Raw genomic sequence first — 16,619 nt, 5'->3', positions numbered from 1 at the left:
TTTTTTAGTTTTCAACTGAAAATTCATATTAAAACAAACTGTTTTTATGTATACCTAAAATTAATTTTAAACACAGCTAAAATGAATTATAATATGTAACGGAAGGATGTGAGCTGATGAAGATTGATCCAGAAAAATTTGCTTTAGCGGTTGTTATGTCTGATACGAATGAAAAGTCTTTAGATGTGAAACTCAATTTGTACCGTTATGCCTATGATAAAGCAGTTGAGTTGGAAAAAGAGTGTGCAAGCAAAGCTAAATAATCAGACAGCTACATAAACTGTGTATGATAATTTGGTTAAGGATAGTTAGTCGTTGGAAATTAATTTGATAAAGTGCTCAATAATTAACAGACTATCAACTGGTAATTATCGAACGCTTTATTTTTTTGTTATGATTTTTGAATGAAATTGCATAATGAGTACTAAAAATTGAATTAATTAATTAATGAAATTATGCTTAAGATAAGCATTAAAAAATGATAATTTTCAGCTGGCAATTCTTAGCATAAAATTAAGAATTTAGAATGTTTTATTTTAGAAGATTTTATGCATTTATTTCTTCAAAAATAAACTTTTGTCTAGTAAAGTATGCCAAATAGCCTGTCCAAGTTAATAAATGAAATTAATCCATAAAATATGTGGTTTGCAATTTGTTTTTTAAGAGGTATAATAAATCTCAATAAATTTTAATCTTTGTAGTCAGTTGGGGATGAATAAACTAATGTCTGATCAAACATTACTAAATATAAAAAATCTAAGTACATCTTTTAAAATCGAGGGAGAATTTTATGAAGCAATTTCACAAATTAATTTGCAAGTTAAACGTGATCAAATTTTAGCGATTGTTGGAGAATCGGGTTGTGGCAAAAGTACGTTAGCGACAACTGTCATGGGACTGCATGATCCAGCGATTACTAAAAGCACTGGACAGGTTGTTTTTGAAGGGCAGGACCTTTTAAAAATGAATGAAGTTCAGTACAACAAAATTCGCGGAGCCAAGATCGGCATGATCTTTCAGGATCCATTGTCGGCACTTAATCCTTTGAAGAAAATTAAAGATCAAATTACCGAAGTGATGGATTACCATACACAGTTAACAGAAAAGCAAAAAAGTGAACGGGCTTTAGAATTGCTGCAAGATGTGGGAATTGATAATCCCCAACGGACAGCGCGCCAGTTTCCGCATGAGTTATCAGGTGGAATGCGGCAACGGGTAATTATCGCGATTGCAATTGCTTGCAAACCGGATTTGTTAATTGCCGATGAACCAACAACTGCTCTGGACGTAACAATTCAAGCGCAAATTCTTGATTTGATTAGAAAAATTCAACAAGAAAATCATAGCGGAGTAATTTTAATTACCCATGATTTAGGGGTAGTTGCACAAACGGCTGATGAAGTTGCTGTAATGTACGCTGGCCAGATTGTAGAGCAGGGAACAGTTCAGCAGATTTTTGAAAACCCCCTTCACCCTTACACCCGTTCTTTATTGCGTTCAGTGCCACAAGCAGATAGTGAAAACGATGAGCTTTATGTAATTGCCGGCAACGTTCCTTCGCTGCAGCAGATGCCAAAAGATGGTGATCGGTTTGCTCCAAGAATTCCTTGGGTCCCAAGTAGCGCACATGAAAAACACCCAACAATGCATCAATTGTCTGCTGGGCATCAGGTTCGCTGTACCTGTTATCAAAACTTTAATTTTCCAGTTGCACCAAAGGGGGTTAGGCAATGAGTTTAATTGAGGTTAAGGATTTGCAGGTTCACTTTCCGATTCGAAGCGGCTTCTGGAATCGAATTACTGATCAAGTTAAAGCTGTTGATGGAGTTTCCTTTAAAATTAATGCTGGCGAAACGTTTGGCTTAGTTGGTGAATCGGGCTCAGGGAAAACGACAACTGGGCGAGCGGTTGTTGGTTTAGAAAAAGCAACCGGTGGACAAATTTTATATCAAGGTGAAAATATTGCACTAAATAAACCTAAAGAACGACTTAATTATAATCAAAACGTCCAAATGATTTTCCAGGACTCTTTATCAAGTTTAAATCCACGGAAACGAATTGAAACAATTATCGCTGAGCCACTACGTAATTTTCAAAAGCTCGATAGTGAAACTGAGAAAATTCGTGTTTTGCAGCTGCTGGATATTGTTGGATTAGGTCCTGATGCTTTATATAAATATCCACATCAGTTTTCCGGCGGTCAACGGCAGCGAATTGGAATCGCTCGGGCGGTGGCCACTAATCCCAAATTGATAATTGCTGATGAACCGGTTTCTGCTTTAGATCTTTCGGTTCAAGCTCAGGTGCTAAATTTCTTAAAGAAGATTCAGCGTGAGTTTGGGGTTTCTTATCTTTTTATATCACACGATTTAGGAGTTGTCCGGCATATGTGCGATCGCTTAGCAATTATGAATCATGGACGTTTAGTTGAAGTTGGTTCACGTGATGATATCTATAATCATCCGTTACATATTTATACTCAGCGTTTGTTAGAAGCAATTCCACAAGTTGATGTTCGCCACCGGCAGGAACGTCAACAAGAACGATTGCGAATTGAAAAAATTTATCAAGAACAAAAGAACGATTATTATGATCAAGCCGGTATGGCCTATCCACTAGTGCAAGTTTCCCAGACGCATTTCGTTGCTTTGCCACCGCAAGCGGCAAGTAAACGGAAATTAACAGCACAGGGGGTGGACTAAATGTGGAAAGTTATCTTACGCCGAGTTTTAATTATGATTCCTGAAATTATTCTTTTAAGTATTTTAGTGTTTTTATTAGCTAAAATGATGCCGGGAGATCCATTTACCGGTTCAATTAACCCACGAGCCGGTACCGCTGAGATTCATCATTTAATGAGAATTAATGGGTTGTATGATCCATGGTATCAACAATATTGGAATTGGATAGTGCATTTATTTCATGGAAATTTAGGTCAAAGCTATCAGTATCATGAATCAGTTGCAAACCTGATCGGTCAACGAGCAGAAAATACTTTGTGGCTGTCGTTGTTTACGATGGTTCTTACCTATTTAATAGCTTTACCAATGGGGATGTATGCTGGTCGGCATGAAGGCAAACTGCCAGATACGATCATTCGAATTTATACTTATGTAACTTATTGCATTCCCTTTTTTGTAATTTTGGTAGTAGGGTTATGGATCTTTGGCTATGTTCTGAATTGGTTTCCGACAACTGGGTCCATTTCAGCGACGGCCAGTGGCTTTAGCGGAACGATTTTGTCGCGCTTTTATCATATGTTGTTACCAGGTTTGTTAGGAGCCCTCTTTAGCACCGTGAATATTGTACAGTATCTGCGTTCAGAAGTAATTGATGCTAAAAGATCAGACTATGTTAAAACAGCGCGGGCCAAAGGTGTGCCGGAAAAAGCAATTTATCGTCATCATATTTTTCGCAATTCATTGTTGCCAATCGCAGCTTTTGGTGGATATTCGATCACGGGTTTGCTGAATGGTTCAATCTTTACGGAGAGTATTTTCTCCTATCCAGGGATGGGGCTATTATTTGTGAATTCGATTAGTTATCGTGATTACACAGTTATTACCGCTTTAGTTTTGCTGTTTGGGATTTTGAATTTATTAGGAACTTTATTATCTGATATTATTCTTGGAATTGTTGATCCAAGAATCCGGATTAAATAGGGGAGTGGTATGATGAAGAGTTTATCTGAGCAGACAATTGATCCGCAAGAATTAAAACGTTTAACGCAAGAAGCTGAGCGTCAAGCTACTCCTTCAGCCGGTAAAATTGTATGGAGTGAATTTAAAGCTGATCGTCCAGCATTGATCGCCTTGATTATCGTGGTTTGTTTTATTGTATTTGTAACAATTGCATCTTTTTTTATTAATGTTTCCCAAATGATGAATACTAATATTACCGCCTATTTAAATCGGCCATTGCAAGATGGTTACCTTTTAGGTGCTGATACTGGTGGTCGCTCAATTATGAAACAATTAATTGTTGGTTCACGCAATTCGATTGGAATTGCAATTGGCCTAACGTTAATTTCTTCAACTTGGGGTGTTGCATGGGGATTGATTTCAGGTTATTATGGCGGCTTTGTTGATTGGTGGATGCAGCGGATTTATGATTTTATGATGATGCTGCCAATGACAATGATGATTATTGTTTTAGTTACAATTATTCACAACTATAATGCGATCACATTAACCTTGATCTTTTCTTGTTTTTACTGGTTAGGGACTTCCCGCTTAATTCGTTCTCGAACTCTGGCAGAATCTAAAAAGGATTATGTGGCAGCATCAATTACTTCAGGTACAAATTCATGGAAAATTATTTTTCGTGAAATTATGCCCAACATTTCATCACTGATCGTAGTTGATACGACTTTATCCTTTGCTGAAAATATTGGAGTTGAAACAGGCTTATCATACTTGGGATTTGGCTTGCCACCTAAGACCCCGTCTTTGGGGACCTTGATTGCTAATGCTAATGATCCAAATAATATTACACAGTATTGGTGGACTTGGTTGCCAGCGGCTTTAGAAATTATTATTTTGTGCTTGGCAATTAGTTATATTGGTCAAGTTATTCGACGTTCAGCTGATGCTTCTCAACGGCAAGCAGTTGGTAAATAAAACAGTTAAATCATTAAGGAGATGGTGCCTGTTTTTACTAAACGAATGATAGCAATAATAATTAAATTATTTTAACTCAAGGGGGATCTTTATATGCAGGGTAGTAAAGCAAAGAAAATCGCGGTGACGGCTGCAGCAATGCTGGCTGCTGTGACCTTAGCCGCTTGTTCATCAAGCAGTTCTTCGTCCAGTTCAAGTACCAAGACAACACAGGTCAAATTAAAAACGGCCTATAACAATACCGGTAAAACTAATCAAACCGCAACTAAAAATGGTACTTTAAAAGTTGCTGAGCCAAATGATTCGCCGTTTGAAGGTATTTCTGATCCGGTGTTACAAGATAATCAAGAGGATTTAGATGTCTTTTCACCAAGTGGCGGCCAACCGGGGGCGTCTGATGCGTTATTTAACACTGATAAAAATTATAAAATTCTTAAAGGTGGTTTAGCTAATTTAAAACTTGATCGAAAAGCAAAAACGGCAACTATTACATTACGTAAAAATGCTAAGTGGTCAAATGGGATGCCAGTTACGGCTAAAGACATTGAATATCCTTATGAAGTAATTGCTAATCCACAAACCACTTCGCAACAGTATTCATCGGATTTTAACGCAATTGAAGGAATGGCTGCTTATCATAGTGGTAAAGCAAAGACGATTTCTGGTTTCTCATATCCAGATGGTCAATCGGGCCGTGTAGCGGTTATTCATTTCAGTCGGATGGCTCCAAGCATGCAATATGCCGGCAATACATTCCTTTGGAGCACTGTTGAACCATATGAATACATTAAGAATGTACCGATTTCCAAACTTGCTTCATCGGAGCAAGTTCGTAAGAAGCCAATCTTTACTGGTCCTTATAAGTTAGACAAAGTTGTTGAAGGTGAATCCACTTCCTGGTCACCGAATAAGTATTATTGGGGTAAAAAGCCGCAAATCAAACATATTGTTATTAATGTTGTTTCTTCCAGCAATATTGACAAAGCTATTCAGTCTAAGAAATATGATTTTATCATTCCCGGTGGGGTTATGCATGGAACCGATTATAAAGAGTTAAAGAACACTAAGGGATATCAAATTGTTGGTCAGCCAGCCTTATCGTATGGTTATTTTGGATTTAATGTTGGCCACTATGATACTAAAGCGCAAAAGAACGTTATGGATAAGAATAGTAAGATGGCTAACGTAAAATTACGTCAGGCCATGATGTATGCTTTGAACTTGGATCAATTAAACAAGAAATTTGGTAATGGGGTTACATGGCGAGCAAATACACTGATTCCGCCAATTTTTAGTAAGTATTACGATAAATCGGCCAAAGGTTATCCACTGAATATCAAGAAAGCTAACCGGTTGTTAGATGAAGCTGGTTATAAGAAGAAAGGCAAGTGGCGTGTTCAACCGAACGGCAAAAAGTTAACAATTTACTTTGGTGCAATGCAGGGAACGTCAACTCAAGAAGCTGAGTACCAAGACTACCTGCAGCAATGGCATAAAATTGGCTTGCATGTTGTCTTTGCAACTGGTAAGCCAATGGAAATGAATAGTTTCTATGACACTGTGCAAAAACCAAAACAGAGCAAAATTGATGTTTATGATGCTGCTTGGGGGTTATCATCTGAGCCAACGCCAACAGGTCTTTATGGGACAACAGCAACTTACAATATGGGGCATTTTGTTTCCAAAGAAAATACTAAATTAATGAACGAGATGAATGGCAGCAAGTCTTGGAATACTGCCTACCGGGTTAAGATTTTCAAACAATGGCAACAGTATATGAATAAACAGGCTGCTTATGCACCGGATAATTTCAGTTACAACTGGGAACCGGTTAATAAACGGGTTAAAGGTTTTGATGTTAGTCCGGCAAATAATGAGTTTTGGAGCAACTTATCACTTACTTCAAGTAATATGAAGTAATTAATGGTTATTCATCAACTTACAATTACTGTGATTAATTATCACTTACCAATGACCAAATCGAACCTGATTTAGTTATCGTTATAAAGAGTCGTAATTTTACCGATTACGGCTCTTTTTTTGTTTTATCTAATTGACTAGTTTATAATTAAGAAAATTTTTTATTAACTACTTGTATAACATAAGAAAATCTTTCCTTTTTTATGAGTAGTTGGCCGTGTTATGATTGAAACATGCTAAAAATTAAGAAATGAGGTCAAATTTTGAAACAGAAAAAATTATTTGAAATTAAAGAATTAACTGTTTTATTGAAAAAACATAAAAAACAGTTATTGACTGCCGGTGGTTTTGTGACGGGACTGGTAATTATTTTTGCCGGTCTATCTTTATTAACCGGGATGTTATTTAGAAGCGGCTTGACAACTCTTGCTTCAGCCATGACATTGTTGGTTTATGGGAATGCTGGAACAACTTTGTGGGGTGGTTTACTAAAAATTATTGCTGGCTTGGGACTGACTTTTTTGCTGGAAGTTTTAGCGTATTATTTCTTGGTAGTGATTCAGTTTCAGTTGCAAGATGTTATAGCTGAAAAAGCAACAACAATTAGTTTCAATGGTATTTGGCAGCAATTTCGCTTCTTAAATAAAAATCAATTGTTACGATTATTCTTATATAATGGGTTGTTTTTATTTTTCTGGCAATTACCACTGTTAGTTTTAGAATATTTTTTGGGCAGTAATCAAATTATTTTGGATGCAATTTTACTGATTTGGTTGTTGGTAATGATTTGGAAGAACTTGCAATACTCGCAGTCCTTGTTCTTATACCGTGAACGGCAACCAGCTTTTCTGGGACAGTCACAGCGCCATGCACTAACTGCTAGTCGACGTTTCTTTGCTCAAAAAAAGGCTGGATTATGGGAATTGTTTATTGTTTTAGCAATTCCAGCCATTGTCTGGGCTATTATCTGGATAATCGTTACGTATTATGGTTTTTATTTCTGGGAACCGATTATGATTTATGGCGGACCAATAGTTGGAATCGTTGGCGGTTGTTTTTACTTGCCGGTTGTGCTGGCGATGCTGGCGGACTTTTATGAACGAAATCGGACAGCGGCGTTATTGCAGCAGGTTTTTAAAGATCTTTTTGTACCGGTAGCCAGACTGACAGGACAATTACCATTAAAAGTTAAAAAATAAGCGATCAGTGCGGCAGCATAAAGTACTAATTCAAAAATAATTAAAAATTGAGACTTACAATAAAAATAGAATTTATTGTAAGCTTTTTTTATGCTCAAAATAGGGTAATTAAGCTAATTTAAAGGGTGATTTTGAGTAAAATTAAGTTCAAAAAAAACGTTTAAAGCAGATTGTTGGAAAAAAATTAAATTTTATGTTAAATTTAATCATACGTTTTTTATTATTAAATTGATATATAAAACCTATGGAGGAGGATATTTAATGGAAAAAACGACGCCGATGGTCGAGTTTAAAGATATTGCCAAAATTTATCATAACAATACCGCCGTCGAAAAAGTTAATTTAAAAGTTAATCACGGTGACTTTGTTTGTCTGATTGGAACTTCAGGCTCAGGTAAAACAACTACCATGCGAATGATCAACCGGATGTTGGAACCGACATCCGGTGAAGTTTTTTTAAACGGGAAAAATATTAAGGAATTTGATCCGGTTAAGTTACGGCGAAAAATCGGTTATGTAATTCAAAATATCGGATTGATTCCACATATGACAATTTATGAAAATATTACCCTAGTACCTAAATTGTTGAAGTGGCCGGAAGAAAAAAAGCGCGAACAGGCCAAAAAATTAATTCGGTTAGTTGAATTGCCAACAGATTTTCTTGACCGGTATCCGGGAGAGTTATCTGGTGGTCAGCAGCAAAGAATTGGTGTTATTCGAGCCTTGGCTGCCGAGCAAGATATTATTTTAATGGATGAACCGTTTGGCGCACTTGATCCGATCACGCGTGAAAGTCTGCAGGATCTGGTGAAAGATTTGCAGGAAAAGCTTGGCAAAACGGTTGTTTTTGTGACTCATGATATGGATGAAGCTCTTAAACTGGCTACTAAGGTAGTTGTTATGGATCATGGAAATATCATTCAACAAGCATCACCGACTGAGCTTTTAAATCATCCAGCTAATGATTTTGTTAAAAAGCTGATTGGAGAAGAACGTTTGATTCAAGCGCGGGCCGATATTACAACTGCCCAGCAGATCATGCTTAAAGACCCGGTTTCAATTACTTTAGGTCAACCGCTAAAAAGTGCGGTCAGTTTAATGCGTAAACGGCGGGTTGATACGCTGCTGGTAACAGATGATGATGGTTATTTAAAAGGGTACCTTGATCTAGCTGACTTGAATAAATACAATCGAGTAACCAGTGTGTCAGACATTATGATTACTAGATTATTTAAGATTTACACTGATACCTTAATTCGAAATAGTGCTGAGCGTATTTTAAAACAAGGCTTGCGTTACGTTCCGGTAATTGATCATCAAGGAAAACTGTGCGGAATTGTTACGCGTTCGTCACTTGTGGATATGGTCTATGACATTATATGGGGAGGCAGTGAAGCCGAAAAAGATGAATCAGCTGACAGCACTCAAGGTGGTGAAGTACAGTGATCGCTTTTTTAAATCAATATGGTTGGCAACTGCTGCAAAAAACTTGGGAGCAGTTGTACATTTCAGCTATTTCATTGTTTTTAGGGATGGTGGTTGCTGTTCCTTTAGGAATTTTTCTAACCCGAACGCCGCGAACAGCTAAAATCGTGATTGGAATAGCTGGCATGCTACAGACGATTCCATCGCTGGCGTTGCTGGCTTTAATGATTCCTATTTTGGGAATTGGAAAAGTTCCTTCCATTGTTGCATTGTTTATCTACTCATTGTTACCGATCTTACGAAATACGTACCTAGGAATGGAAAGCGTTGATCCGGTATTGAAAGACAGTGCTAAAGGAATGGGAATGACTAGTTTTCAATCAATTACTCAAGTGGAGGTACCGCTGGCGATCCCAGTAATTATGGCGGGAATCCGTTTATCCGCCGTTTATGTTATTTCATGGGCTACGCTGGCTGCTTTTATCGGTGGCGGTGGATTAGGTGACTTTATTTTTGATGGTTTGAACCTATTTCAACCCGACCTGATTATTGGGGGTACCATTCCAGTAACGATTATGGCGGTTTTAGCAGATTATCTTTTAGGTTTATTAGAGAAGAAACTAACACCGTTGCAACAAGATTCCCGAGATTCCGAGGAGGCGGACAAATGAGATTGAGGTCTTTATTAAAACGCCAAGTCACTTATTTCGTATTGTTATTAGGGATTTTATTTCTTGGTGGTTGTGGTTTGCCAGGTGTAGGTGGTACATCTAATTCGCAAACGATCCGAATTGCATCTCAAAGTTCAACTGAATCACAAATTGTAGCTAATATTATTGCTGAATTAATTCAACATGAATTGGGATACCATACAACTTTGGTAAACAATCTTGGTTCATCAACTGTTGCTCATCAGGCAATGCTGCGCGGTGATGCTGATATCTCAGCAACCCGCTACACCGGAACCGATTTGACTGGAATTTTGCAAATGGATAATGTTAAGAATGCCAAAAAAGCATCAGCGATTGTTAAAAAGCAATTTAAACAACGCTTTAACCAAACTTGGTTTCCGTCTTACGGCTTTGCGGATACCTATGCTTTTATGACTACGAAACAGTTTGCTGCTAAATATAATTTGCGGAAGGTTTCGGATTTGCGGCAAGTTGCGGGCCAATTAAATGCCGGTGTCGATTCTTCTTGGATGCAGCGCAAAGGTGACGGCTACCCAGATTTTGCTAAAGATTATGGTTTTGAATTTAAACGAGTTTCACCAATGCAAATCGGTTTGGTTTATGATGCAGTCGAAGCTAATCGAATGCAGGTAGTTTTGGGATATTCAACAGATGGTCGAATTAGAAGTTACGGCCTGCAGTTGCTGCGGGATGATAAGCACTTTTTCCCACCATATAACTGTTCAATGGTCGTTAATGACTCATTGTTGAAAAAATATCCTAAACTTGCACCGGTATTGCATCGCTTAGATGGAAAAATCAATTTGCGAACGATGCAAGATTTGAATTATCAAGCTGACAATGACTTGATGGAACCTTCTGTGGTAGCTCATCAATTTTTGGTCAAGCATAATTATTTTCGAGGGGGTAAAAACTAATGGCTAAATTAAATTTGTGGCAGCAGTTTTGGTTTTACTTGGGAGAAAATGGTAATTATGTGTTGGCACAATTTATCCGACATTTTTTAATTTCGATTTACGGCGTTTTATTTGCGGCGATTATTGGGATCCCCTTAGGAATTTTAATTGCTCGTCATCGAAAACTGAGTGGTTTTATCATCAGTTTGGCTAACGTTATCCAAACAGTTCCTTCTTTAGCGTTATTGTCGATGATTATGCTGGTTCTAGGTTTAGGGGTCAATACTGTTATTGCAACGGTCTTTTTGTATTCATTGTTGCCGATCATCAAAAACACCTATGCTGGGATGCAAGGAATTGACCGAACGATTCTTGATTCTGGAAAAGGAATGGGAATGACTCGTTTTCAAGTTTTGTATTTGATTGAACTTCCGATGTCGTTGTCGGTTATTATGGGTGGAATTCGCAATGCATTGGTAATTGCTATTGGAATCACAGCAATTGGTTCTTTTGTTGGAGCAGGTGGATTAGGTGATATCATTGTACGTGGAACCAATGCCACTAATGGTGGAGCCATTATTTTAGCTGGAGCTTTACCAACTGCATTGATGGCGATTATTTCTGATTTTATTTTAGGGATACTACAGAAAGTCTTAACACCACGAGAAGCTTCAATTAACAAATAAAATTGTTAAACAGAATAAAAATAATGGACCAAACAATCAATTGTGAATGATTGTCTGGTCCATTTATTTTAATTAATTAATTGCCAACTTGCAGCTGAATCAGGTAATTCGGTTTGTTCTACATAAATTTTGTGCCACATCATAAAGTTCAAAATAGTCCAAAGCTTGCGAGAATTGTTGAATTTCTTTAGACGATGATCTTCTAAAAGTTTAAGGCAGTAGTTCTTGTCTAAATATTGGTCAGTTGCCGACTCGATAATGATTTTTTTAGCCCAATCGTACATTTCATCACGCAACCAGAATTTAATTGGTACTGGGAAGCCCAGTTTTTGCCGATACAAGACGTGATCCGGTACGATACCTTTGGCCGCTTCACGTAAAATGTATTTAGTAGTCTTATGGCAAATACACAAATCTGCTGGGATTTCACGCGCAACTGCGAAAACTTCTTTATCCAAGAAAGGCGTCCGTAACTCAAGACTGTGAGCCATGGTTGTTCGATCAGCATTATGCAGCAAGTCACCGCAAAGCCAAGTATGAATATCGATAAACTGCATCAGACTGATTGGATTATAATTGTGACCTACTTGGTAAAGATCGTGAGTCAAGGCTGACAACGGATGATCGGTATTGTAATTTTTGATCAGCTGCTGTTTTTCAGCTTCATTAAAAATAAAAGCATTGCCGACATAACGTTTCTCTAGCGGCGTTGTTCCGCGTAATAGATAACTGCGACCTTTGAGACCTTCCGGCAAAATTAATGCCAATTTATGCAACAGCGGATTAATTAATGTTGTATGCTTAAACGGTCGTAATGAAATCGGTTCGTGATATTTACGATAACCGCCGAATAATTCATCGGCACCTTCACCAGTCAAGGCTACTTTAACGTGTTTTCGCGCTTCTTTAGCCAAGAAATATTGCGGGACAGCTGCCGGATCAGCTAAAGGATCATCCATTGCCCAAACAAAATGTGGGAAAGCTGCCATAAATTCTTCTGGTGTAATTACAGAACTATAATTTTCAACATTTAGCTTTTCAGCAGTTTCTTGGGCAACATCTAGTTCACTGTAACCTTTACGCTGAAAGCCAACGGAAATTGTTTTGATATGCGGATTAAATTTTTTGGCTAAAGCCACAATGATCGATGAATCAATTCCGCCGGATAAAAATGAGCCGACAGGAACATCTGCTCGCATATGCTTAGCAACGGAATCTTCCAAAACATTCTGAATTTTTTTGACGTATTCAGTAGTTGAGCGTTGTACAGGTGCAAAAGTCCGTTGATAATATTGTTTGATCACCGGCTTTTGATCAATTTTTTTAATCAGATAATGACCAGCTTCCAAGACATGAATTTCTTTGGTCAAAGTCTCCGGTTCCGGAACATATTGGAAAGTAAAGTAATCTTGCAAAGCGTTATGATCAAAATCATGTTCCTTGATAATTTTGTAAATTGCTTTGCTCTCAGATGCATAATAAAAACTGCGTTCAAAAGCAGCGTAGTAAAAAGGTTTAATGCCGAAAGGATCACGCGCGGCAAACAGCGTTTTTTCTTGACTGTCCCAAATCACAAAACTGAACATTCCTCGTAAATAGTTAACGCATTTTTCTCCATATTTAGCATAAGCAGCTAAAATTACTTCAGAATCAGATTGGGTCTTAAAAGTAAAACCTTCTTTTTTTAAATCTTCTCTTAATTCAAGATAGTTATAAATTTCTCCATTGAAAGTCAGCCAGTAGCGTTCATCTGCATATGATAATGGTTGGTGACCACTGTCCAAATCAATAATACTTAATCGTCTAAATCCCATAGCGATATGGTCATCCTTGAAATAACCTTCATCATCCGGCCCCCGATGGACGATCATTCGATTCATTTGACTGGCAACCCAATCTTTATTCCGCAGGTCTCTTTGGCTGGCATCAGTCAAGTACCCTACAAAACCACACATAATATTCTCCCCTTTTTTTATTCCCCTATCAGATACTATATTACTATAGAAAAAAATTCAATATATATGAAAAAAATTAAGGAACTTTTAGCGGTTTCAGCTAAAAAAATAATTTTAATTGAGCCTAAAAAATTTTTCATTGCGAGTAAAGTAGTGTAAAATAGAAATAAACAAACTTACTTATTGGAGGAATTTACATGAGAGAATTTGAAGAATCTAACCAGACAACTGTTGAAAATGACGATAATGCTGACGATAGTAGCGCCCCCAGTCGGCCGCTGTGGCAACTGAATGCTTTTCAATTGGCACAGCATTTTCAAACAGATTTAACTGCGGGACTAACATCAAAAGCAGCTCATAAGCGGTTGCTGCAAAATGGACCGAATGAATTGACAACTGTTAAGGAAAAGTGGATTCATCGCTTTTTCAAGCAATTCAACAATACTATCAGTTACGTTTTGACAGCAACTGCTTTGATTTCATTACTGTTGCGTCATTATCCGGATGCAATTGTTATCGGTACGGTAATTATTGCAAATGCCTTGATCGGCTTTTTCCAAGAATTATCCGCTGATGGAGCACTTGATAAATTAAAAGCTTTGTTGGTTTCACACACTTCAGTAATCAGGGACGGAAAGAAAATAACAATTGCTGCTCGTGAACTGGTTGTCGGAGATTTGGTTCAATTAGAAGCAGGGGATCGAATTCCGGCTGATCTACGTTTGCTGGCAGCTGATAACTTAACGACCCAAGAGTCGATTTTGACGGGTGAAGCTGCGGCGGTTGTTAAAACCGAGGAGCCATTGCCGGCTGATTTACCATTGGCTGAGCGAACGAATATGGCTTTTGCCGGAACAGCTGTTACAACAGGTTCTGGAACAGGTTTGGTTATAGCTGCTGGTCAGCAAACGGAACTTGGAAAAATTCAGCAGGCAGTGTCGCAAACGAAAACTAAGCCGACGCCATTGATGCAGAATTTGAATCGCTTAGGTTGGCAGTTATCGTTGGCAATTGTTATTTTAGCCGTTTTAATGTTTATTATCGGTGCAGTACTGAAGATTTACAGTTTGCCCGTGTTACTGATTGCGGTTGTGACGATGGTGGTTGGTTCTATGCCGGAAGGAATGCCGGCAAGTGTTTCAGTTGTTTTGGCAATGGGAACACGACAATTGGCTCATAAAAAAGCAATCGTCAAAAGTTTACCAGCAGTGGAAACTTTAGGGGCGGTTGATATTGTTAATACAGATAAAACTGGTACATTAACTAAAAATGAAATGGCTGTAACGGATATTATAACAACAGCTGGAGCTTTTGCTGTAAGTGAAAGTAATTATGGACAGCAGGCTCACTTATTTAAAAAGCACCAAGAAATTGATTGGCAAGATGAACCCACGATTGCACCGATTTTAAAGGTTGCCGGTTTGACCAGTGATGCGGCTTTTAACTTAAAAAATGATCAATGGCAGTTAACTGGTGAACCGACGGATGGTGCTTTAACGGCGTTATATCATAGCTTTACTGGAAAACAGCCCGAACTCAATGAAGTTGATTCCCTGCCATTTGATTCAAGTATTCGTTATTCAGCTCGACTGGTCGATCTTGATCAGCATCGATATCTGTTGGTTAAAGGAGCTCCGCAAACGCTGTTTAAATTGATTCAGCAATTTAAACCAGCATTTGTAAGTGATCATTGGGCCAAAGAAGTTTTGCATTTAGCCAAACAAGGAAAACGAGTTGTGGCCTTGGCTGCTCAGCCGGTTGCAGCAACGGTTAAGGAAATTGATCAAGCAGTAATTGGGCAGCAGCTGCAGTTGTTAGGGCTGGTGGGAATTATCGATCCACCACGTACCGAAGCAGCCGCAGCCGTTAAACAGCTGCATTATGCTGGAGTCAAGGTTAAAATGATCACCGGCGATGACCCTAATACTGCGGCTACAATTGCTCGAAAACTAGGATTAGCTGATGATATTCAAGTGATAACCGGTCCGGAAATGGCACAAATGACCGATGAACAGTTTGCTAAACAAGTTGATCGATATACAGTTTTTGCACGGACAACCCCGCAAGATAAACACCGAATTGTTGCTGCTCAACAAAAACAGGGGCATATCGTGGCAATGACCGGTGATGGTGTTAATGATGCACCAGCACTAAAGCAGGCTGACATTGGAGTAGCCATGGGAATTAAAGGAACGGATGTTGCTAAAGAAGCAGCTGACATGGTGCTGGCTGATGATAATTTTGCAACAATTCAAACAGCAGTCCGAGAAGGAAGACACGTTTTTGATAATATTCGCAAGTCGATCCGCTTTTTATTACCGACAAGTTTCGCAGAAGGTTTGATTGTGGTTTTGAGTATTTTACTTGATCAGCAGCTGCCATTGTATCCGACTCAATTGCTTTGGATCAATATGGTTTCAGCATTGACGATTCAATTTGCGTTTATTTTTGAACCGATCGAGAAAGGGATTATGGCTCGCGGTCCGCGGCAAATTGGCCAAGGAATACTGAACAAATCTGATATTGCAGAAATTGCATATGTATCGCTGCTGATTGCTGGCTTGGGTATTGGAGCGTATGATTTACTGGTTGGATTTGGTGTACCGGCATTAGTCGGCAGTACCATGACACTGAATATTATTATTTTCGGCAAAATCTTTTACTTGTTTAATTTGCGAACAAGGCAATTGGTTTTCTCAAGATCTTTCTTTAAAAATAAAATGGCCTTTGTAATCATTGGCGTTTTGCTGTTGCTGCAGCTCGTGATTATTTATCTGCCATTTATGCAGGATGTCTTTTACACGACCGATCCTGGCTTATTATGGGGTTGGGGTGTTCCATTGATTGCCGGGATAATTGTTTTGATAGTTACTGAAATCAATAAAATGTTTAAGTTGTATTTTACCAGGCAAAAATTGCAAAAACAGCACTTTGAATAACCATTAAAAAGCAATTCAAATGGATTTTAAAATTTAAGAAAGAAAATTTTTTGCTTGACAAAAATAAAAAAACAATTAGAATAAATCACATAGAACTTTTGATCGAAGAAAACATGTTGAAGAGTAGAGTACAGAATTTAATTTTCTTAGAGAGCTTTCGGTTGGTGCAAGAAAGTGAAAATTAGTTTTGGAAGATGGACTCGGAGTGGCAACGGTGAATTTTTAGCTGTTGACGTGGTTGCGGACGTTATGATCGCAGAATTATTCCTGATTTATATGAATTTGGAG

At 38.1% G+C, this 16,619-nt stretch carries 13 protein-coding genes and 1 other annotated feature (1 of these 14 cut by a window edge); of the genes, 12 read left to right on the top strand and 1 reads right to left on the bottom strand.

Translation table 11 applies throughout. The annotated features are described in order from the left end of the window. The first annotated feature begins 116 nt into the window (after nt 1–116). The 11 genes from FC89_RS12625 to FC89_RS10875 all read left to right on the top strand — a co-directional run bounded on the left by FC89_RS12625 (nt 117) and on the right by FC89_RS10875 (nt 11,437). The gene (locus FC89_RS12625) at nt 117–263 is read left to right on the top strand and encodes a hypothetical protein (protein WP_157060718.1); all 147 of its coding nucleotides are present in this window, start codon (nt 117–119) and stop codon (nt 261–263) included. A 460-nt stretch (nt 264–723) separates the two neighbouring features. After that, the gene (locus FC89_RS10920) at nt 724–1,734 is read left to right on the top strand and encodes an ABC transporter ATP-binding protein (RefSeq protein ID WP_057872578.1); all 1,011 of its coding nucleotides are present in this window, start codon (nt 724–726) and stop codon (nt 1,732–1,734) included. Further along, on the top strand, nt 1,731–2,702 hold the full coding sequence (locus tag FC89_RS10915) for an ABC transporter ATP-binding protein (RefSeq protein WP_057872577.1): 972 nt from the start codon (nt 1,731–1,733) through the stop codon (nt 2,700–2,702). The genes FC89_RS10920 and FC89_RS10915 overlap by 4 nt, the downstream gene beginning before the upstream one ends. Further along, entirely contained in the window at nt 2,703–3,662 is a 960-nt protein-coding gene (locus FC89_RS10910; RefSeq protein ID WP_057872576.1) for an ABC transporter permease, read from the top strand. A gap of 12 nt (nt 3,663–3,674) precedes the next feature. Continuing rightward, a complete protein-coding gene (locus FC89_RS10905) occupies nt 3,675–4,619 on the top strand; it encodes an ABC transporter permease (RefSeq protein WP_083485480.1) in 945 nt (314 codons plus the stop codon). A 93-nt stretch (nt 4,620–4,712) separates the two neighbouring features. Further along, a complete protein-coding gene (locus FC89_RS10900) occupies nt 4,713–6,539 on the top strand; it encodes an oligopeptide ABC transporter substrate-binding protein (protein WP_057872574.1) in 1,827 nt (608 codons plus the stop codon). A 263-nt stretch (nt 6,540–6,802) separates the two neighbouring features. Beyond that, nucleotides 6,803–7,738 carry a hypothetical protein gene (locus tag FC89_RS10895; RefSeq protein WP_057872573.1) on the top strand — a complete coding sequence of 312 codons (936 nt, stop codon included), beginning with the start codon at nt 6,803–6,805 and terminating at the stop codon, nt 7,736–7,738. 261 nt (nt 7,739–7,999) lie between these two features. Beyond that, nucleotides 8,000–9,184 carry a betaine/proline/choline family ABC transporter ATP-binding protein gene (locus tag FC89_RS10890; protein ID WP_057872572.1) on the top strand — a complete coding sequence of 395 codons (1,185 nt, stop codon included), beginning with the start codon at nt 8,000–8,002 and terminating at the stop codon, nt 9,182–9,184. Continuing rightward, nucleotides 9,181–9,834: an ABC transporter permease gene (locus FC89_RS10885; protein ID WP_057872571.1), complete on the top strand. Its 654-nt coding sequence runs from the start codon at nt 9,181–9,183 to the stop codon at nt 9,832–9,834. Before FC89_RS10890 ends, FC89_RS10885 begins: the two co-directional genes overlap by 4 nt. Beyond that, on the top strand, nt 9,831–10,772 hold the full coding sequence (locus FC89_RS10880; protein ID WP_057872570.1) for an osmoprotectant ABC transporter substrate-binding protein: 942 nt from the start codon (nt 9,831–9,833) through the stop codon (nt 10,770–10,772). Before FC89_RS10885 ends, FC89_RS10880 begins: the two co-directional genes overlap by 4 nt. Then, complete coding sequence (locus FC89_RS10875; RefSeq protein WP_057872569.1) at nt 10,772–11,437, top strand: ABC transporter permease; 666 nt, start codon at nt 10,772–10,774, stop codon at nt 11,435–11,437. The genes FC89_RS10880 and FC89_RS10875 overlap by 1 nt, the downstream gene beginning before the upstream one ends. 68 nt (nt 11,438–11,505) lie before the next feature. Here FC89_RS10875 and asnB read toward each other — a convergent pair whose 3' ends face one another. Continuing rightward, nucleotides 11,506–13,392 (bottom strand): asparagine synthase (glutamine-hydrolyzing), encoded by a 1,887-nt coding sequence (asnB, locus tag FC89_RS10870; protein ID WP_057872568.1) that lies wholly within the window; start codon nt 13,390–13,392, stop codon nt 11,506–11,508. Nucleotides 13,393–13,589: 197 nt separating this feature from the next. Between asnB and FC89_RS10865 the strand changes: the two genes are divergently transcribed. After that, nucleotides 13,590–16,331, top strand: coding sequence for an HAD-IC family P-type ATPase (locus FC89_RS10865; RefSeq protein WP_057872567.1), 2,742 nt, complete (start codon nt 13,590–13,592; stop codon nt 16,329–16,331). A gap of 107 nt (nt 16,332–16,438) precedes the next feature. Beyond that, nucleotides 16,439–16,619, top strand: a binding site (T-box leader); it runs 65 nt beyond the window's last position.

It is taken from the genome of Liquorilactobacillus ghanensis DSM 18630 (assembly GCF_001435235.1).
GTDB classification, from domain to species: domain Bacteria; phylum Bacillota; class Bacilli; order Lactobacillales; family Lactobacillaceae; genus Liquorilactobacillus; species Liquorilactobacillus ghanensis.
Note: the sequence above shows the minus strand (reverse complement) of the source record. Positions and strands in the feature narration are given on the sequence as shown.